At 57.3% G+C, this 18,327-nt stretch carries 11 protein-coding genes; 4 read left to right on the top strand and 7 right to left on the bottom strand.

Annotation, left to right across the window (positions count from 1 at the left end; translation table 11 throughout):
* Window positions 1-115 precede the first annotated feature (115 nt).
* From metG to LJD29_RS01345, 4 genes are read left to right on the top strand one after another with little or no spacing between them, the layout of a single operon-like run.
* Window positions 116-2,221, top strand: coding sequence for a methionine--tRNA ligase (metG, locus tag LJD29_RS01330; RefSeq protein ID WP_446743951.1), 2,106 nt, complete (start codon window positions 116-118; stop codon window positions 2,219-2,221).
* A 39-nt stretch (window positions 2,222-2,260) separates the two neighbouring features.
* Window positions 2,261-3,079 carry a TatD family hydrolase gene (locus LJD29_RS01335; protein ID WP_446743952.1) on the top strand — a complete coding sequence of 273 codons (819 nt, stop codon included), beginning with the start codon at window positions 2,261-2,263 and terminating at the stop codon, window positions 3,077-3,079.
* Window positions 3,080-3,138: 59 nt separating this feature from the next.
* Window positions 3,139-3,639, top strand: a complete 501-nt coding sequence (locus LJD29_RS01340) for a YajQ family cyclic di-GMP-binding protein (RefSeq protein ID WP_446743953.1) — start codon at window positions 3,139-3,141, stop codon at window positions 3,637-3,639.
* Window positions 3,640-3,669: 30 nt separating this feature from the next.
* Window positions 3,670-4,659, top strand: coding sequence for a polyprenyl synthetase family protein (locus LJD29_RS01345; RefSeq protein ID WP_446743954.1), 990 nt, complete (start codon window positions 3,670-3,672; stop codon window positions 4,657-4,659).
* A 150-nt stretch (window positions 4,660-4,809) separates the two neighbouring features.
* On the opposite strand, the gene LJD29_RS01350 is transcribed toward LJD29_RS01345, so the two are convergent.
* The 7 genes from LJD29_RS01350 to LJD29_RS01380 all read right to left on the bottom strand — a co-directional run bounded on the left by LJD29_RS01350 (window position 4,810) and on the right by LJD29_RS01380 (window position 17,818).
* A complete protein-coding gene (locus LJD29_RS01350) occupies window positions 4,810-6,408 on the bottom strand; it encodes a rhamnogalacturonidase (RefSeq protein WP_446743955.1) in 1,599 nt (532 codons plus the stop codon).
* A gap of 115 nt (window positions 6,409-6,523) precedes the next feature.
* On the bottom strand, window positions 6,524-6,847 hold the full coding sequence (locus LJD29_RS01355) for a hypothetical protein (protein WP_446743956.1): 324 nt from the start codon (window positions 6,845-6,847) through the stop codon (window positions 6,524-6,526).
* A gap of 69 nt (window positions 6,848-6,916) precedes the next feature.
* Window positions 6,917-9,889 (bottom strand): glycosyl hydrolase family 28-related protein, encoded by a 2,973-nt coding sequence (locus LJD29_RS01360; protein ID WP_446743957.1) that lies wholly within the window; start codon window positions 9,887-9,889, stop codon window positions 6,917-6,919.
* A 32-nt stretch (window positions 9,890-9,921) separates the two neighbouring features.
* Window positions 9,922-11,331 carry a glycoside hydrolase family 30 protein gene (locus tag LJD29_RS01365; protein ID WP_446743958.1) on the bottom strand — a complete coding sequence of 470 codons (1,410 nt, stop codon included), beginning with the start codon at window positions 11,329-11,331 and terminating at the stop codon, window positions 9,922-9,924.
* A gap of 124 nt (window positions 11,332-11,455) precedes the next feature.
* Window positions 11,456-13,174, bottom strand: a complete 1,719-nt coding sequence (locus LJD29_RS01370) for a CRTAC1 family protein (RefSeq protein WP_446743959.1) — start codon at window positions 13,172-13,174, stop codon at window positions 11,456-11,458.
* Window positions 13,175-13,177: 3 nt separating this feature from the next.
* Complete coding sequence (locus LJD29_RS01375) at window positions 13,178-14,359, bottom strand: tetratricopeptide repeat protein (RefSeq protein WP_446743960.1); 1,182 nt, start codon at window positions 14,357-14,359, stop codon at window positions 13,178-13,180.
* Between the two features lie 69 nt (window positions 14,360-14,428).
* Entirely contained in the window at window positions 14,429-17,818 is a 3,390-nt protein-coding gene (locus LJD29_RS01380; protein WP_446743961.1) for an outer membrane beta-barrel protein, read from the bottom strand.
* Window positions 17,819-18,327 lie beyond the last annotated feature (509 nt).

Here is an 18,327-nt window from a genome sequence, read left to right on the forward strand (position 1 = left end):
CCCCGAAAGAACAAGCGAGAACTCGCATCGCACGAAGCCTTAGCCGGGGCCGACCTCGACTAAGCCCCCCGCTGACGGTAATCTGGTAAGAAAGCCTTAACCGATTGCCGACCCCATGCCTGATAAGTTTTATCTGACAACACCGATCTATTACGTCAATGCGCGCCCGCACATCGGCACGGCCTACACCACCATTGCCGCCGATGCCATTGCCCGCCGCAAGCGCTCACTCGGCGTCGATACCTTCTTCCTGACCGGCACCGACGAGCACGGCCAGAAGATCGAGCGCTCAGCCGCCGCAGCCGGCATCACGCCCCAGGCCTTTACTGACAGCGTTTCGAGCCGCTTCCGCGAGCTGTGGGACCGCATGGGTCTTACCTACGACTACTTCGTGCGCACCACCGACGCGAACCACAAGCGCGGAGCGCAGAAGCTCTTCGCCGAGCTCCACAAGCGCGGATACATCTACCTCTCGACGTACACCGGCCAGTACTGCGTGTCAGAGGAGACCTTCGTCGAAGGCCCTCCCGGAACCATCGGACCCGACGGCAAGCCGACCGAAACTGTTACCGAAGAGAACTTCTACTTCAAGCTGAGCGAGTTCCAGCGGCCCGTCATCGACCTGATCGAGTCGAACCAACTCGTCATCGAATCGGAAGCCCGCCGCAATGAAGTGCTTTCCTTTCTGCGCGGCGACGTCGCCAACGCCGAAAAAACCGAGATGTCGACTAACGGGCTGCCCTATGTGCCCGGCGCGCTCAAGGATCTCTCCGTCTCGCGCAGCAGCTTCGACTGGGGCATTCCCGTTCCGGAACCCGCCGCCAGCGAAACAAAGCAGAAGCACATCATCTATGTCTGGCTCGACGCGCTGACGAACTACCTGACCGCAGTCGGCTACGGCAGCGATGCCCCTGAAGACCAGGCCCGCTTTGCGAAATACTGGCCTGCCGACCTGCACCTCGTCGGCAAGGAGATCACCCGCTTCCACTGCGTCTACTGGCCTGCGTTCCTGCTGGCCGCGGGGCTGCCGCTGCCTAAGAAGGTCGTCGCTCACGGCTGGCTGCTCTTTGAAGAGAGCAAGATGTCGAAGTCGCGCGGCAACATCGTGCGCGCGGAGACAATCCTCGATGTCCTCGGTGCCGATGCCCTGCGTTACTTCCTGCTGCGCGAAATCGTCTTCGGGCAGGATGGCAGCTTCAGCTTCGACGCGCTGGTAAAGCGCTATAACTCCGACCTGGCGAACGGCTACGGCAACCTCGTAAGCCGTACGCTGGCCATGATTCAGCGCTACTTCGACGGTGTTCTACCCGAACCGGCAGCCCAGCAGGCCGATGGACTGGCGACCGAATCGCACCGCATCATTACCGATTTTGCGCGCTTCTTCGACAATTTCGAATTCTCGCGCGCACTCGAAGCCGCATGGACGCTGGTCGCTGCAACAGACGGCTACCTGACTGCTTCCGCGCCGTGGAAGCAGTCCGAAAGCACCAGCGACGAACAGCAAAAGGCCCTGCGCGCCACGGTCCTTTCGACCGCAGCCGAGGCTATCCGCATCGTCACCGCGCTCATCTACCCGGTTATCCCCGATGCCGCGGCCAAGGTTTGGGCACAGCTCGGGCTGGGCGACATCAAAGAAGCAGATCTGAAGAACCTGACGTGGGGCGGACTCAAGCCGGGCACGAAGCTCGGCGAACTGGGTCCGGTTTTCCCCCGCGCAGAAAAGGATGCGATCACGCGTATGCAGGAACTCGAACAAAACAACAACGCCCCGGCAGAAGCGAAGCCAGCCGCAGACGAGACGGCTCCCGTAACAGGCACGCCTGCGGTACCAGCGCCTCCGGAGACCGGGACCCACTCCGTACCCGCTGGCCCGAGCATTCCGGCGACCGACAGCGCCCAGATCACCATCGACGACTTCGCCAAGGTCGACCTGCGCGTCGCCCAGATCAAGGTCGCCGAGCGTGTACCCAAGGCCGACAAGCTGCTGCGTCTCGAAGTCGACCTCGGCTACGAGCAGCGGCAGATTCTCGCGGGAATCGCCGAAGCCTACGCACCCGAGTCGCTGATCGGCCGCAAGGTCGTCATCGTGGCCAACCTGGCTCCACGCAAGCTGCGCGGCCTCGAATCGAACGGCATGATCGTCGCCGCATCGCTCGAAGGCGGCAAGGCTGTACTGGCCAGCTTTATCGAAGACATCGAGCTTGGAGCAAGACTGAAATAGCGAAAATGAAAAGCATTTTGCTTTAGAACCTCGAAGAAAATGATCGATTCTCACGCCCATCTCGACAGTCCGCGCTACGCCGAAGATCGCGACGCCATGCTGGCGCGCGCCTACGAAGCGGGGGTGCGCACGATTCTCTCAATCGGCATCGGTGAAGGGCCGGACACCATGCATCAGGCCGTCGACCTGGCTCGCACCTACGCAGGCAAGCCCGGTGTACCGAAGATCTACGCAAGCGCCGGCATTCATCCGCACGAAGCGCAACTGGCCGGTGACCCGGCCTACTGCCGCCTCGATACCCTGCTCCAGCAGCCGGAAGTGCTGGCCTGCGGCGAGATCGGCCTCGACTACTACTACGACAACTCGCCCCGGGATGTGCAGAAGCAGGCCTTCTCCCGGCAGATGGAGATCGCTGCCGCCCGCAGGAAGCCGATCATCATCCACTGTCGACCGTCGGACAATTCGACCAACGCATGGGATGACACCCTGGCCATGCTTGCCTCTGAGTGGAAGCCCACCGGACTGGGCGGCATCCTGCATTGCTTTACCGGCAAATGGACGCACGCGAAGCAGGCGATGGATCTCGGCTTTCTGCTCTCGTTTACCGGCAATATCACCTATCCAAAGGCGCAGCCGATCCGCGATGTGCTCGCGCAGGTTCCGCTCGAACGGGTCCTGATCGAGACGGATGCGCCTTTTCTCGCGCCCGTTCCGCACCGCGGCAAACGCAACGAGCCGGCATTCGTGTCCGAGGTCGCAGCCAGGCTGGCCGAGGTGAAGAACGTCCCGGTGGAGGAAGCGGCTTTCACCATAACACAGAATTTCCACCGCTTTTTCGGGACAGAAAACGCCTCTTGAGGCGCGACCGGCTCCCTCGAATGGGGAGAAGCGGATAATCTATAGAGGAGGAATCACTTATGGCAACCGATAATTCCTTCGACGTGGTATCGAAGGTCGATATCCAGGAAGTACGCAATGCGATCGACCAGGCAACAAAGGAAGTGAACGCGCGCTTCGATCTGAAGAACACGCACTCCGAGATCAAGCTTGAGGGCGACGAGACGATTCAGCTTGCCTCGTCGGATGAATACAAACTCGAAGCGGTTACAGAAATCCTGCAGCAGAAGCTGGTAAAGCGCGGCATATCGCTCAAGTCTCTCGAATTTGGCAAGATCGAGCCGGCCTCAGGATCGAGTGTGCGCCAGAAGGTTACGCTGCGCCAGGGCATCGCCAGCGAAAAGGCCAAGGAGATCGTTCGCGTCATCAAGGACTCGAAGAAGAAGGCTCAGGCCTCGATCCAGGGTGACACCGTGCGCATCAGCGGCAAGGATCGCGATACTCTACAGGAAGTGATCGCTCTGCTCAAATCGCACGACTTCGGCATCGATATGCAGTTTACGAACTACCGTTCCAACTAAAAAGAAAGCAGCAGGTCAAAGAATTTCCGAGTGAGTACACTGGCCATAGCGACGGCAAAAGAGGTCTTTGACCTGCTGCAGGACGATCTGCGCGCCATCGAGCGCGAGTTCAGCGTGGACGCGGTTTCATCCGTCGCCGCCATCACGGAAATCTCAGGCTACCTGCGGCAGGGCGGCGGCAAACGCATCCGTCCGCTGCTGCTGCTGCTTGCAGCCAAATCGCAAGGTTACAGCGGCCACGGCATGATCCGGCTGGGCGCAGTCGTCGAGATGGTTCATTCGGCCACGCTCGTCCACGACGATATCATCGACGCCGCCGACACCCGCCGCGGACGCCCCTCGGCCAACACCACCTGGGGCAACGCGAAATGCGTGCTCGCCGGGGACTGGCTCTACATGCAGGCCTTTCGCGTGGCGCTCGAGGAGCGGAACTTCCGCGTGCTCGACCTGCTCATCGGCCTGACCCAGCAGATGGTCGAAGGCGAGCTGCTGCAGATGGAGAAGCTCGGTAAAACCATCTCGGTCGACGAGTACAACACCCTCATCTATCGCAAGACCGCCTGCCTCTTCGAAGTCTCAATGCGCCTAGGCTCCGTACTGGCTGCCTCCGGCGATGAGACCGAGAATCGCATGGGCGAATACGGGCACGCGCTCGGCATGGCCTTCCAGATCGTCGATGACGTGCTCGACCTCACCGCGACGGAAGAAGTTCTGGGCAAGCCGGTAGCCAGCGACCTGCGCGAAGGCAAGGCAACGCTCGCAGTCATCCACGCGCTTGAGCACAGCAGCCCCGAAGAACGCCGCGCCATCGAGACCGTTCTGACCGAGCAGAATTTCGGATCGGTCACCCACGCGCAGATCCTCGCCATCCTGCACCGGCACCACTCCGTGCAGTACGCCATGGATGTGGCTTTCCGCTACGCGGAGACGGCACGCAACGCCGTGGCCGATCTTCCCGACTCCGACTTCAAGCGTGCCCTGCTTTGGGTGCCGGACTTCGTCGTCGCCCGCGATAAGTAGCCCCCTCGGGTCGCCATCGGCACCTCACGTTTCGTATCACAGCAGTATGGTCCTTCGCGCTATTCCACCACGTTACAAGCCACAGACGCGGGTGCCCCATCCATGACAGTTTCATCGTCATGGGTGGGCCGCCAATCGGCCCCGTCGAGACTAAATCTTCCGAGTCTCAGGCCCATCGAACTCCACATCCGCAAGCCCACGGCTGCCAAAACTACGGAAGCCCGAAACCTGCTTCAGATCGAAAGCGGAAGCACCCTTCGGAACGCGCACCCGGAAGAAATCCGCACCATCCAAATCATGTAACCAGAACGCAGGACGAGGATCAGGCGCCTGCACCGCAATCTCCACGTTGCTCATCTCAAGGTTGCGAATATGGCGCAGAAAGAATCCCGTCGCCGGTAGATGCCCGAACATCTCCGGATCAGGGTAACCAGCTTCCTTCTCCGGAGGCATCAGCGCAGCCATGTCAGCCGAGGCTCCCCCTACCTGCTCAAGATAAAAATTGCTGATCTGGATGTCTTCGATATTGTGCCCCGGAATGCCCGAAAGAATCGACGGCAGAACCGCCGCGCCGGAGCTGGTGATGTTGCTCAACAGCACGCGCTTCAACACGCCGACTGGAACACCCTGCGGCCCGCGCATGCGGCTGCCGAGGCGAAAGAACAGCGGCGCTCCCTTGCAGCCGCGCATGGTGATATTTGTAACCGTGATGTCTTCACAAAGCGCGCCATCTTCCGTCTCGAGCGCAAGCCCGTGACAGTTCTCGAAGATGCAGTTTGAAATGGTGATGTTGCGGAAGCCGCCGTTCGACTCCGTGCCGCACTTGATGCGCCCGGTGCCATATGCCATGCCTTCCGGCATCTTCTTCCAGCTGCCATCGAGCACCGACCCAAGAACGTAATCGCCCGTCACATAGCAATTCGTGATGGTCAGATTATCTGTAGGCCGCGCGTAGCCGAGCGCAAATGAGCTCTTCGGGCAGATGCCGTCATCCCACGGTGAATTCACCGTGCAGTTCGAGACGCGCACATTGCGGCAGCAATCGATATCCATGCCGTCGCGGTTGGTATCGATCTTCAGGTTGTCGATGGTCAGGTTATCGACGCCGGTCGCAAGGACACCGAACCAGCCGCCCTGCAAAATCGAGAAGTCGCGCAGGATGACGTTGTAGCAGTTCTTAAGCGCGATTGCCTTGTTGCCCACACCCGGCTTCGTTGTGTCCGGCAGGTCTGTATCTTTTTCGTTGCCGCGGCTCAGGCCCTTGCCCCAGATCAGTCCCGGACCAAGAATCGAGAAACTGTGAATGTCCTCGCCCCAGATCAGGCTGTTGTGCCAGTGGTTGTGGCCATAGTCCTGGTAATGTTCGAATGCCGGATTCTGCGGCTCAGCCGCATCGTAGCCGCCGCTCGTCGTGCCTTCCATAGGAACCGAAGCCGCCAGAATGGTCGCACCCTGGTCGAGGTACAGGCTCACATTGCTGCGCAGATGAATGGAATACGAGGCATAGACACCCGCCGGGAAAAAAACCGTTCCTCCGCCCGCCGAGGCAGCCGATTCGATCGCGCGATTGATGGCTGCTGTGTCGATGGTCTTGCCATCGCCGGTCGCGCCGAAGCTGCGAACGCTGGCCCAGAACCCCGAAGCGGCATGTGCTGGAGCCGCGGCTGCTCCTGCTGTTGCAAGCGGAGCTGCCGCCACTGCCAAACCACCACTTGCATACTTCAACAAATCTCTGCGCAGAACCGTCATTCCCTGCTCCTCTGTCGATGCGAAGCCATTGAAAAATCATTCGGCGTGAAAACGCCAAGGCGGCGCTCAAAGAAAATGCGGCGGAGACCTCCGCCGCATGTTCCGATACTCTTTGTTATTGCTTCTGGAAGTTGTCCTTCGCCTGCACCGAGGGCGGAGTCGCCGAGCCGTGCTCCGCACCGGGTCCGGAGCGAGCCATCGCATCGTCGTAAGGCTGCTTGCCGTCCGCTCCGGCAGCCGTCGGTGAGCCTGGCACCGGAGGCTGACCCTCGCCACTGCCGACGATGTTCGGATTCTGCTTACCAGTGGTAGTGATGTCCGAGGTTGCCGTCATCGGACCATGGCCCTTTTTCGTCCTGCTCGTCTCGCATCCCGAAACCAGCCAGCCCAACATTGCAGCGGTCAGAACCCATCCAGAAGCCTTCGCAAAAGCTCGCAATTCCGTTCCTCCAGGCACTCGAATCAATCAGCGGAACCATTCTACTCGACAAAGCCGGCGACTGGCCTGCTACTTCAAGCCCAATCCCGCATTCTTTGTCTCGACCGAGTACAGCGATTGCCGCGAAAGGATGTAAAGCGTTCGGCCCCCTTTGCCGCCGAATACAAGATTGATCGGCCGCTCGGGCACGCGGATCGTCTCCAGCAGCTTGCCCTGCGGGCTGTAAACAAACACCTGCCCAGCCGCAAGGTAGACGTTCCCTGCCGAGTCCTGCACCACACTCTCGCCCCCGCGCTCCGCGAAGAGCTTCATGTCCGTGAGCGATCCATCGTCACCGATGCGTGCCGAGTAAGTCTTCTGCCCCGACTCCTCGGTCACGTAGAACGGATGCCCCGGAACATTCTTTGCCAGGCCGTATCCGCGAAGCAGATCGGCCATCTTGATGCCGTAGTAGAGCGCACCCTTCACGAAGTCCTCGCCCGCAGGCAGAAAGGTGGAACCATCCGGCGATACATACTGGTATGGCTTCGCAACCGACATCGCATCGATAAAGTCGTTCTCGTTGCGCCAATGTTCGTTGGGCAGAACAGCGATCTGCCCGGTGCGGGCCGTCGTCGGCTCAGGCTTGAGGAAGTTGATCTCGGTAGCAGGCGCATCCGGGCGAAACCAGTAGACGGTTCCGTCTCCCGCATAGGATGTAACCAACAAATCTCCAGCCTTGTCGAAGAAAAGATTCACAGGGTCGAGCGGATTGTCGCGTACCGTATCCACTTCCTGCCGAGCATCCGACCAGCGGTAGATCTTCTGCCAATGCGCATCGACGAAGTAAAGCTGCCCCTTCGGATCGACCGCCGCACCCGAGATATTGAAGAACCCATCCGCAAGCTTCTTCACACGCGTGCCCTCTGCAAGCAGCGGAGAGGCCGTTGACGCAGACTGCGACGATGCCGCTCCAGTGAAGGTCACAGCCGCAGCTTCGCGAGCACGGATCTCGACCTTATGCGTCTGGTCGAAGACAGCGCTATCGAACGAAGCCTTGCTGTCGCTGTAGACATGCATGTTGCGCAACCGTATATCCGAAGAGTTCGAGACCTTGATCGCATACGGAAACGGCTGATAGGTGCTGACGACACGATACGAGTGGTAATTCGCAAAGAGCAGGTTTTTCGAGCCATCGATTTCGAGCGGCAGGCAGAAGCCGCCTTCGCCGCGTTCTTCCTCTGTCTGCAGTGCGAATACTTCCCAGTTCGAAACCCGATTCAGCTTCATCTCGTTGCGAACATGATGCTCGCTCGAAAGCTCGTACACATGCCCTTCTGTATCCGTGTCAGATACATATATGCCGGCCTGCGCATACGTATCCGCCGTCCAGATATCGGCGAATGTCCCGCCGCCGCCATTCGTCACCCACAGGCTGGGATACTGCCCGTCCCAGCGCTTCTTCAAATCCGGATCGGCGGTATGCGTATTGTTATATGGATTGATTCCCTTGCCTTCAGCATCGAAGGTGCCGTGTCCGCCGAGGAACTTCACATCGTCGATCAACGAATCCTTCCCGGCCTGCCACAAAATTCCCACCGCGCGGCCATTGATGCCGCCGCCATAGATGCCAATGCCGGTGAAGATATTCGATCCGCCCCTTGGTGCTTCAACCACGGCTCGCGGCGCGCCCGGCGTTTCAAAGCCCGGAGTGCTATCCGCAAGATCGAACTGCGTTGTGCTGGGATGCAAGCCAATCATCACAGTATCCGGTTTCAGATGAATGGTGTCGCTCACCAGGTAGCGACCGCTCGGAACATAAATCGTTGCGTGCTCATTAATCGCCTTCTGGATGGCCGCTGTATCGTCTGTCACGCCATCGCCCTTCGCGCCCAGTGCACGCAGATTCGTCCACGTATCGCGCGCAGGCAGATTGCGAATCGCATCCGGCATCGCGGCATCAGTTTTTTCGGGAACGGCCTGGAAGGTCGTCTTAACCTCCGCATGATTCTCGTTATCGACCATCGTCAGCCCATGCGTGAAGTCCCTAACCATGTAGCTGCCGGGCAAACCTTTTACTGTCTTGCCGCTTTCGCGGAATGCAGCGAAGGTCGCGACATGATCACAGAACACGTCTTTCAGGTTGATCTCGGTACGTGGGCTGTTCTCGTTGCTGATGGTAATCGCCGGGCCGCTGATATCTACAAAACGCGAACGAGTGATCCACAGCTCGTCAGAGTAAGTCGGATCAATCGTAACCGCCGCAGGCACATGTCTAAACTCATCGTGAATGAGTGTCAGCCCCGCTTCGTGCTCCTTGATGGCGGCCTCGCGCTGGCCCTCAAAAGTTGAGTCGACCAGCGTGAACTGCCATCCCGGCGAAGGCTTGCGCGTCATGATGCCGTAGCGCCCACCGTAGAAGTGCAGGTCTTCCGCTTCATTTCCGATATCATGCAAGGCCGCAAGTCCCGAACCGGTGTGGAAGTCCATGTGCGTAAGGAAGCAGTGCTGCGCCACGCGAAACCGAATCCCTACAGCGTTGGGATTCCCCTCGCCAATCTCGAAGTCGATGTTGCTCATGCCGGAATAAAACGTTCCCGGATTCGCATCGGAAATCTGATTGTTCGGTGGAACGGTTCCCGGAAATGGATCGTGCTGGTTGGCGATACCACGCCGTGCACCATGCCTGTTGCCGGTGAAGAAAACCATGTAGCCAATGTCATTCTGGTAGCCCGGTGTATTCGGGGCCAGCATCAGCACGGGACGCGTTGCGCCATAGCCAATCACGCGAATACCAGGCCAGACATAAATCGTCTTCGTGATGCGATAGTGGCCTTCGGGCAAAAAAACAATCCCCTGGTGCGTCGTCGACTCGACCTTGTCAATTGCCTGCTGGATGGCATCGCTGTCGTCAGCGACGCCATCGCCATGCAGTCCGAACTCCTGCTTCGTCACATAAACCGCTTTTGGATCATCCAGCTTCTGCGTGTAATAAGAAGTAGAGGCGAAAGCAGGAACAGCGGCAAGGCACAATGCAGCAACAACGTACAAGCGTTCTTTCACAGGTCACCTTTTCATGCAATGTAAAACTGGCGCTACCAGACGTATGTGCCGACGGCGCCCTCGGCAAGCGAGGTCGTCATATCTTTGCCGTGATAACGAATCTTGAAAGACTGCGGCCCGCTGCCCGTATTCGCAACAATCAGCACACGCTTTCCCTCTGGAGTCTTGAACGCGACATTGTGCAGGTTGTCTAGATCGTTGGAGGCGACGCGAACCGAACCCGGACGCACAAAACGCGAAGCATGCGCAACGGTGTAATACGCGGAGTTGCGCGCGACGTCGTTATGGTCGATAGTGATGGCCCCCTGGCACATAGGGCAGCCGCCATCATTCGTATGCGGGCCAAAATCCGGATCGGCTGCAAGGTTCCACAACAGCACATTGCGGCTCCAGTTCCGCGTCGCGCCAATCACGATGCGGGAGACAGCACGCGCCACCGGAAATACAGAGCTGTCCTTGCCGTCGACAACCATCTGCTCCGTGAAGTAGAGATTCTTATCGGGATAAGCATCGTGCACCTTGCTCATCGCCGTAATCTCGCCCTCGTACAGATGGAAGCCGGTACCGTCCACATACTTTCGCGCATCCGCGTCCTTTAATACCGTCAGAGGATACTCCGGCATATCGCAGTTATGGTCGTAGAGAATGATCTTGGTCTTGATCTTCGCCTTTTCAAAAGCAGGTCCGAGGAAATTCTTGATGAAGTCGGCCTGCTCCTCCGCCGTCATCACCAGGCTTGGCGTGTTCTTCGGATTCCGCGGCTCATTCTGCACCGTGACCGCATCGATGTGAATGCCTTCGGCTTCCATGCCCTGGACATACTTCACGAAGTACTGCGCGTAGTTGGCGTAGTACTCCTTCTTCAGGCTGCCGCCCTTCGGCTTCTCATTTGTCTTCATCCACGAAGGTGCGGTCCAGGGCGAACCGAGAATCTTGATCTTCGGATCAATCGCAAGGACCTGCTTCAAGACAGGAATCACCGCCGCCTGATCTTCCTTCAGCGAGAATTTATTCAGGTCTGCGTCCTTCTCTCCTGCTGGCATATCGTCGTAGGTGTAAACGTGATCGTTCATGTCCGACGCACCAATACTTACGCGCAGGTAGCTCACGCCGATACCCGTATTGGCGGTGCTGAATAATTCATTCAGAATCGAAGAGCGGCTGTCTGCGCTCATCTGCATCAGCAACTGGGCACTGCCCCCCGTCAACGCAAAACCGAAACCATCGATCGATTGGAATTTCTTCTTATCGTCAACCTCGATGGTAATGGCCTTTTCCTTGCTCTTTTCAAACTTCAGCTCAGAGTGCTGCTCCATGAAGAGCGACGAACGATCTTCCGTCGTGAGATAAAGATCGGCATCGTGCCTGAACTGCGCAAGAAGAGAAACCGGCGAAAGAACCATGAATGCAAGTGCGAGGCAGGCGGGAGATTTGAGACGCATAGACGCTCCTGAAATCGTTATTAAAAACTTGGATGAGAGTGAAGCTTGAGAGGTACAGTTAGCCCGCTAAACACTATGCGCGTAGGCACAAAGAGGTGTCAAGCCGCATGAACAAACGTTTGTCTTACTTCGTGAGATGCTGCGCAGTCTTCGCATCCACGACGCCCGCGCCTTCGCGAATGGAGTAGAACCTGTCTGCGGCCAGATTCGAAAAAGACTCCGTCTTGCCATCGCTCCACAGCACGGTTGCGGAATCGATCCGCTCATGCGCGCCTAGTCCGAAGTGCAATCGGAGATCGTTCTGCGAAAGGTAGCTGCCTCCGCTGTTCACCTCTTCCAATTGCACGAGGTCTCCAGCGACAACCTTCACCCGCGCATTCAGCGCCAGCTTATTCTTCTCTCCCTCAAGCTGAAAGCTCACCCAATGGTTTGGCACGCCACCGTCAGGGCGCAGAATCATCGGCTGGCCGGTCAGGTTCTCGATGACCAGGTCGACCTTGCCTTCATTGAAAAGGTCTCCCATCGCGACACCGCGGCTGACCTGCGGCTCCTCGATCGCAGGGCCTACATCATGGCTGATGTCTTTGAAGCTGCCATTCCGCTGGTTAAGAAGCAGCACCTTTGGCTCCCGGTATTTCACATCGATGTGTGCATTGTCGATCTGCGGATAGACGTGACCGTTCACGAGAAAATAATCCAACCACCCATCATTATCGAAATCGAAGAAGCAGTCGCCCCAACCCACGTAAGGATGCGTCGCCTTCGCCACCCCTGATTCGTCGGACGTATCGGAAAAGGTTAGTTTGCCGTCGTTACGATAGAGAGCAGCGTACTCATTATCGAAGTGTGAGATCAGCACGGACATACGTCCGGTATGCATGTAATCGCCGATGGCTACGCCCATATTCGCCTGCTCCTCGCCGTCCTGACTGACAGCAATGCCGGAGTCGTATGCAATATTTGTAAACTTCCCGTTGCCATCGTTGCGATAGAGAAAATTCGGCTGGCCGTCGTTTGCGACAAACAGATCAATTCGGCCGTCATCGTTGAAGTCCGACCAAAGCGCCGTCAGCCCGAAGAAGTGCTGCGGATCGTCTACGCCAGCCTGCTTCGAGACATCCGTAAAAGTGCCGTTGCCGTTGTTGCGATACAGATTGTCCGGCGAACCTTTCAGTCCACGCGGCCCGCATTGCACATCGATGCCGTGATACTTGCATGTCTTCACCGAACCGAAGACCGGCAGGCTGTCGAGATGCAGATCCACGTAGTGCGAAACGAACAGATCGCTCCACCCATCTCCGTCGTAGTCCCCGAATGCCGCGCCTGTAGCCCAGAGCGAATCGCCGCTCAGACCGGCAGCTTTTGTCACATCCGAAAATGTGCCATCGTGATTGTTGCGATAAAGCACTACACCGCCAAAGCAGGTCACCAGCATATCCGGCCAGCCGTCGTTGTTGTAGTCGCCGACGGCAACACCCTGCCCCCAGCAGGGGAAGGCCACTCCCGCTTTCTCAGTCACATCTGTGAATGTGCCATCGTGATTGTTATGAAAGAGCGCGCTGCGTGCCTTCTTGTTAGCAAGCGCCATTTCGACGCTCTGCGAGTTGGTGAAGTAGATGTCCGGCCATCCGTCGCGGTCGTAGTCAATCAGCGCCACGCCGCCGCCCATTGATTCGACAATGTAGCGCTGCTCCGGGCTGGAAAGGTGCTCGAAATGAATGCCGGTCGACTCGGTGATGTCGACCAGCTTCGGCAGAGCCTGCTGGGCGAAAGCCGGCATAGAAGCCGCGATGATGGCGACAAGCCACGAAACCAGCCGCAATTGGGACAAGGCCCGGTTCATCCGCTACTTCGCATCTTCCTCGCGAATCTCATCCGGACGAATCTGCATCTCCTTGTACACACCACGCAGTTTTTCCTTCAGGTCGCGATACTTCTTGTATTCCTCGACTTCACGCTGTGCATCCGCCGTTCTTCCCCGCTGCCGATACAACGTGGCCAGGCGGTAATGCGCGGTCGCATAGGTCGGATCGAGCCGCACAGCCCGCTCCAGCAGCGGCAAAGCCTTGTCCTGCTGTTTCATCGATATCAACGTCACGGCGAGACCGAAGTTGGCATCCGGATCGTTCGGCTGTAACGCCACGGCCTTCGTGTAGTACTCGAACGCCTGCTGCAGATTGCCATCATGCTCGGCGAGCTGCGCCAGGCGGCTTACCGACTTTTCGTCATTCGGATTCGCAGCCAGCGCAGCCTTATATTCCTGCGCCGCCTCTGCCTTCACCTTCTGATCGTCCGCGGTGTTCAGCAACTCTGCCAGCTCGAAATGCGCGCCTGGCAGTTTCGGATCGATCGCAATGGCCTTGCGATACTGTGCGATCGCGCCATTCGTATCGCCGCGCTTCGACTCTTCATGCGCCATCAACTGATGCATCTGCGCGGAGTCAGGACCGACCAGCCCCAGCGAAAGAATAGCTTCACCGGTCAGGTCGGAATACGTGCGGTAGGCAGCGTATAAAACTTCCTTGTTCTCCGGATCGTCACGACGCAACTGCCCTAGAACGACTGCCGCTTTGTCTAGATCACTTGTTGCCGTATAAAGCTCAACAAGCGCCAGGCCGACCTGCGTTTTAAACTTAGCATCCTGCAGCGACGGATAAGCCGCTTCCATATCCTTCGCCGCTTGCTCGATGTCGCCAGTGTTCTTCTCTGCCAGTCCCAACAGTCCCTGCAGCTTCGTCAGGCCCGGCTGCATGGAGACAGCGGCACGTAGCGGCTGTACAGATTTTTCGTATTGCCCCTGGAAGAAGAGAAGCACGCCAAGATTTCCCTGCGCCTCAACATCCTGAGGATTCAATGCCACCAGTTGCTCCAGCTCAGGAATGGCCAGATCGGGTCGCCGTTCACGCAGATGCTGTTGCGCGCTCTGCGTCAGTTGCTGAGCCTGCTGTTGCTTGTCCGTGCCACTTTGAGCGACGCTGGCCGTGGCAAAGAACAGGACCAGCAATAGATTCGAAAGCCTCATATGCATTCACTATACTGCTCAAAAAAACGGGGATGGCGATTATCGCCATCCCCCCGGGAGGGTTGCAATTCTTAACTAGAACGAGAATCGAGCTCCAAGCTGCATCGTACGGCCGCCAACAGTAGTGCCGGTTACGTTCGCAGCGGAGGTGCAGGGATCACCGACACCAGAACAGCTAAGGCTCGAGTTAGGCAATCCGAAGCTCGGATGGTTAAAGGCATTAGTAGCATCCGCGCGAATCTGCATCTGCATACCTTCCGTCAGTGCAAACGTCTTGCCTGCCGAAAGGTTCACTTCGTTAAGCCCAGGTCCATAGACGCTATTACGCCTCATATCGCCGAAGGTCCCGTTAGCTGGCAACGTATAAGCGGCTGGATTAAACCACTTGTCTATTCCTTTACCCTTCAGAGTCGGGCTGCCGATCTGATTCGGATAGTAGGCGTAGCCATTGCCACCGGACTGCGAGTAGGACTTATCCTGCGTGCTGGAGATAGTTGGCGTGAAGGGATTGCCACTAGACAACAGCAGTGTCCCCGAGAGCTGCCAACCACCAACCACGGCATCCAGCATGCGGTTGCTGTGCAGGAACATTCTTCCCTGGCCAAACGGAAGCTGATAGAGCCCGTATGCCTTGAACGCATTGCGGATGTCGAAGTTCGACGCACCGTAATTAGCCGAAGGATCATACGCACGCTGCCAGGTTTGTGTACCTTCACGGCTGCCCCAACCCGAAGAATCCTGGTCGTCGAGGAAGTGCGACCAGACATAGTTCGCGTTGATGCTGAAGCCCTGAGTCAAGCGCTTGCTGATCGAAACCTGAAGCGAGTGATAGTTGGATATGGCGTTGATCGTACCATTGCTGCCGCCAATTCCCTGATATTGAGGATAGGGGCGGAAGGTGGGGCTGTCGTCAGGCCCAAGATGCGCCTCAGGAACCTGGTTCAGGTCGGTCGGGAAGGCGAGATTGTAACCGTGGCTGGCAACATATGCGAGTTCTGCCACCATGCTGTTGCCAACTTGGCGTTGGATCGCGAAGTTCCACTGCAGGCTCTTGCCGAGCGGCGTGTGATACATGTTGTAATTCACGCCCTGACCGTTTTGCGCTGCTGGATCAGTCGTGGGTCCCACATAAGGAAGGTTCGCGCCGGACCCTGAGAGGAGAACGACAGGTGTAATACCGTTGGTCTGGTCCGAATCACTTCCTTGCGATTGAAGTGCTGAACCGAGGCCAGTACCCGTGAGGTCAAGGCTGTAGTTATAAGCGTAGAGGCCTACACCGCCGCGGATCGTAGTGTTGGGTTGCGGCGAATATGAGAATCCGGCACGAGGCAGGAAAGTATCGTAGATAGGAGCCTGTAGAGAAGTGCGTCCGTGAGCATGTGTTGCCGCATACCAGATCGCGCCCGCAGTGCCAGTCGCAGGATTGGTCACTTCGGGGTCGAAAACGCTGATGTTGTTCTTCACTTCGTTCCAGCCATGCTGAATCTGGTAGCGAAGACCGACGTTCAGTGTGAGGTTTGGCTTCAGTTTGATATCGTCCTGCACGAAGAATTGCGGGCTCTTCAGGCGGGCGCCGTATTCCGGCTGCACCTGTGCGCTCCACGACTGGGTCTGCCCCAGCAGGAAGTCGCCGTATGCTACACCGGTTGTTGCATCAGGCTGGAACGCGCAGGTCGGGCACGACTGGCTCCAGTTCTGCGTGTAAACACCCGAATAGTTGACCGTTGCGGCGTTGATGTTGCCCCATGCCGTCGTGTTATCGCGGTATGCCAGCAACTCGCCACCGAAGTGGAGAATGTGGCGACCGCGGATCATCGTAACCACGTCTGAAGGGTCAAATGCGAATTCCTTGTAGACGGCGTTCGTGCCCGGCCCGAGCGCATAGCAGCAGCTGTTCGCGCCATTGATGTTAACCGTCGGGAAGGCATCGGCTTTCGCAAACTGCAGGCCCAACTCAGCGGGGTATCCCTTGCCAAGTGTCTGTGAGCCGTAGAAGTTCAACTGTGTGGTGAAACCGAAACGCGCTTCGTTGATCGTTTGCGAACTGATGTTCCACACATCGGAGATCTGAGCGTTGTTGCTATCTACGTCCTGCGCCTGGCAATCGATCGGGCAGGCATAAATGTCCAGCCCGCGGTTCGGATTATCGCGCTGCGTATCAGAGAGGGTGAGTCGGTTGTTGGTCGAGATATCCCAGTCGAGACGGCCGAAGTACTTGGTAAAAGGATTCGGCGCGGGAATGTTGTAGTAATAGTTATTCGTGACAATGCCGTCGACAACCGTGCCCGGAACGAAGTGACCAGTGGACGGATGGTTCGTGGCCGTCGGATAGAAAGCTTGGATCTTCGCGGCGACCGGATCAATCATGTTCGCCGGAATCTTGTTCGAACCGTACTCTTCAATGAACGACTTCCTGACTGGATAGGCGTTACCGGATGCGTCATGCGCAATCGTCTGCGAGGTCGGATCGTAAAGCGTCGGCAGCCCAGGAGCGGTGAAATCGCCGGCCATCATTGCATCGGTCGGGACCGTCTTATAGCCGGTGTTGGATCCGCCATTCTGGTCAATTTTGTCGAAGTTGAAGTAAAAGAACATGCGCTTCTTCAGGATCGGACCGCCGATCGATCCGCCGAAGTTGTTGTAGCGCAGAAAGTTGACGCTAACGTCGTTGCCGAAACCGTAATTCTTCGCGTTCAGCGCATCGTTTTGAAAGTACTCGTAAGCCGCACCATGGAAGCTATTCGTACCGCTCTTGCTGATCTGGTTGAAGATCACGCCGCCGATACCGTATTGCGCCGAGAAAGCCGAAGTGCTCACCTGGAGTTCGGCAACAGTTTCAAGAATGGAAACGTCGGAATTGGAGCTCGAAGGTAATGTTGTTGAAGCACCATCGGCCAGAACCGAGTTATAAGGCAGGTTGCCATTCACCGACGCAACCTGTCCAGGGTTCGGACCGTTGTTAAACGAAGCATTGCCTGCTGCACCCGGAATTAGAATAGTGAAGTTTTCCCAATCCTGTCCCGTCTCGGGGAGCTGAGAAAGAGACTTCGCTTCGAGCGTGGTGGACTGTTCGCCAGATTCTGTCTTCAACAGAGGCACGTCGGTATTCACCACGACCTTTTCTGCGACAGAGCCAACCTTCAGCGCGGCGTTAACGGTGGTAAAGCCGACATCAAGAGTGATCGGGCCACGGACCAGCTGGTCAAAGCCTTCCTTGGTGAAGGTGACCGTGTAGCTGCCTGCAACGATGGAAGAGGTATCGTAGATACCATCGTTGTTCGAGGTGAAGTCCTTCGATACGCCGGTATCGACGTTCAAAACAGTTATTTTAACGTCGGGTATTACTGCACCCGTTGCGTCCGTGACAGTTCCACGAATATCGCCAGAGTTTGTACTCTGGGCCATGCAGGTTGCAGAAACCAGCGCTGCAAACAGCAGCGCAATCCAGTTCCATCTCCTAGTCATAAACAGCCTCCAAAAATCCGCCTTGCTCTCGTTCGTTATCTACTCTTCATAACTTCTGAAGATAGTTGTTATCCGGCCACTTTATTCGCGAACTTAAGTAAGATCTACAGTGCGGCCAGTGTAGAAGTGGGCCATAACCCAAAGACAATCGCTTGTCTTTGCTAGTCAGGCTCCAGTCCGTCCGCGATTAAATCTCACCGAAATAATCGTTGTCAAGTACTCGCTTGAATTCCCTGAAATTGAGACAAACGATGGTCTACAGCGCCTTTGCGCCGGAAGCTCTTGCCTTTCGTTTCCGGGAGAAGGTATAGTCCGGTCAGACAGGGCAGAGCGCAGTGAAATACGGCGCCTGCGGCATATCAATGACCCGTCTATGGCCTTTTCGGCCGGCCCTTTGCTGGTTTGCCCGGTGTTTTAAGCTAGATGCAGCCGGAAGGATCGAAAATCGGAAGTTCTACCCGGCACCTAATTTCCCAGAGGCGGTTCAGTAACATTGCCACGTTCAGCCA

The sequence above is a fragment of the Silvibacterium acidisoli genome, from assembly GCA_022870745.1.
In the GTDB taxonomy this organism is placed as follows: domain Bacteria; phylum Acidobacteriota; class Terriglobia; order Terriglobales; family Acidobacteriaceae; genus Silvibacterium.